Origin of the sequence: Curtobacterium sp. MCBA15_013, assembly GCF_001865095.1 — a bacterium.
GTDB lineage: Bacteria > Actinomycetota > Actinomycetes > Actinomycetales > Microbacteriaceae > Curtobacterium.
The window spans coordinates 1,493-2,259 of record NZ_MJGQ01000027.1; the positions used below are offsets into that span (position 1 = coordinate 1,493).

1 protein-coding gene is annotated in these 767 nt (G+C 71.1%); it reads right to left on the minus strand.

The genetic code is table 11. The features are described 5' to 3' along the window. The coding region (locus BIV01_RS19825) for a PH domain-containing protein (RefSeq protein ID WP_175473717.1) at nucleotides 1–767 on the minus strand (767 nt) is incomplete at both ends.

Sequence of the window (767 nt, forward strand, 5' to 3'; positions counted from 1 at the left end):
CATCGCGGCGACCGCGGCGAGGATGAACACCGTCGTGCCGGAGAGCAGCATCGACGCGATGAGCCGGCCGGGGTGCACCTTCACGATGCGCGTCGCGCGGACCGCGGCGGGGTCGAGCTCCGGCGAGAAGATCTCGTCGACACGGTCCTGCAGCACGCCGTTCGACGCCCGGGCCGGGTCGTGCTGCCGCTCGTCGTCCTTCGCCCCGGAGGCGAGCACGAGGATGCGCTGCCGCAGGTCGTCCGCAGCCTTGACCCCGAGGTAGGCGAGCTGCACGTTCGCGTCGTTGCCGGCCTGGGCGATCTCGAGCTTGGCGGTGCCGAAGATCCGCGGGATGAGCGGCCGCGAGATGTTGATGCCCTGGATGCGGTCCAGCCGGGCCTTGCGGTTCGTCCGGAAGAGCACGCCCGAGCGGACCTCGACGATCTCGCCGGTCACCCGGAACTCGTGCATGCGCCAGGACAGGGTGAACAACGCAAGGAGTACCAGCAACAGCACAGCCACGCCGAGCAGCACCCAGCCGACGACGCCGTGCTCGTAGACGTACCGCACGGGGTCGCCGTCGTCCTGCGGGCCACCGCCGGGGATGAAGAACTCGACGAGCTGGTCCCGCAGGCTGTTCAGCACGTAGCCGAGGATCACGATGAGGAAGATGCCGCCCTTGAGCAGCGGCGTCAGCGGGTGCATGCGGTGCCACTCGCCGTCGGTCAGCGGTGCGGCAGCGGCGGCGTTGCCCCGGTGCGGCGGAGCGGGCGGCGGCGGGCCGG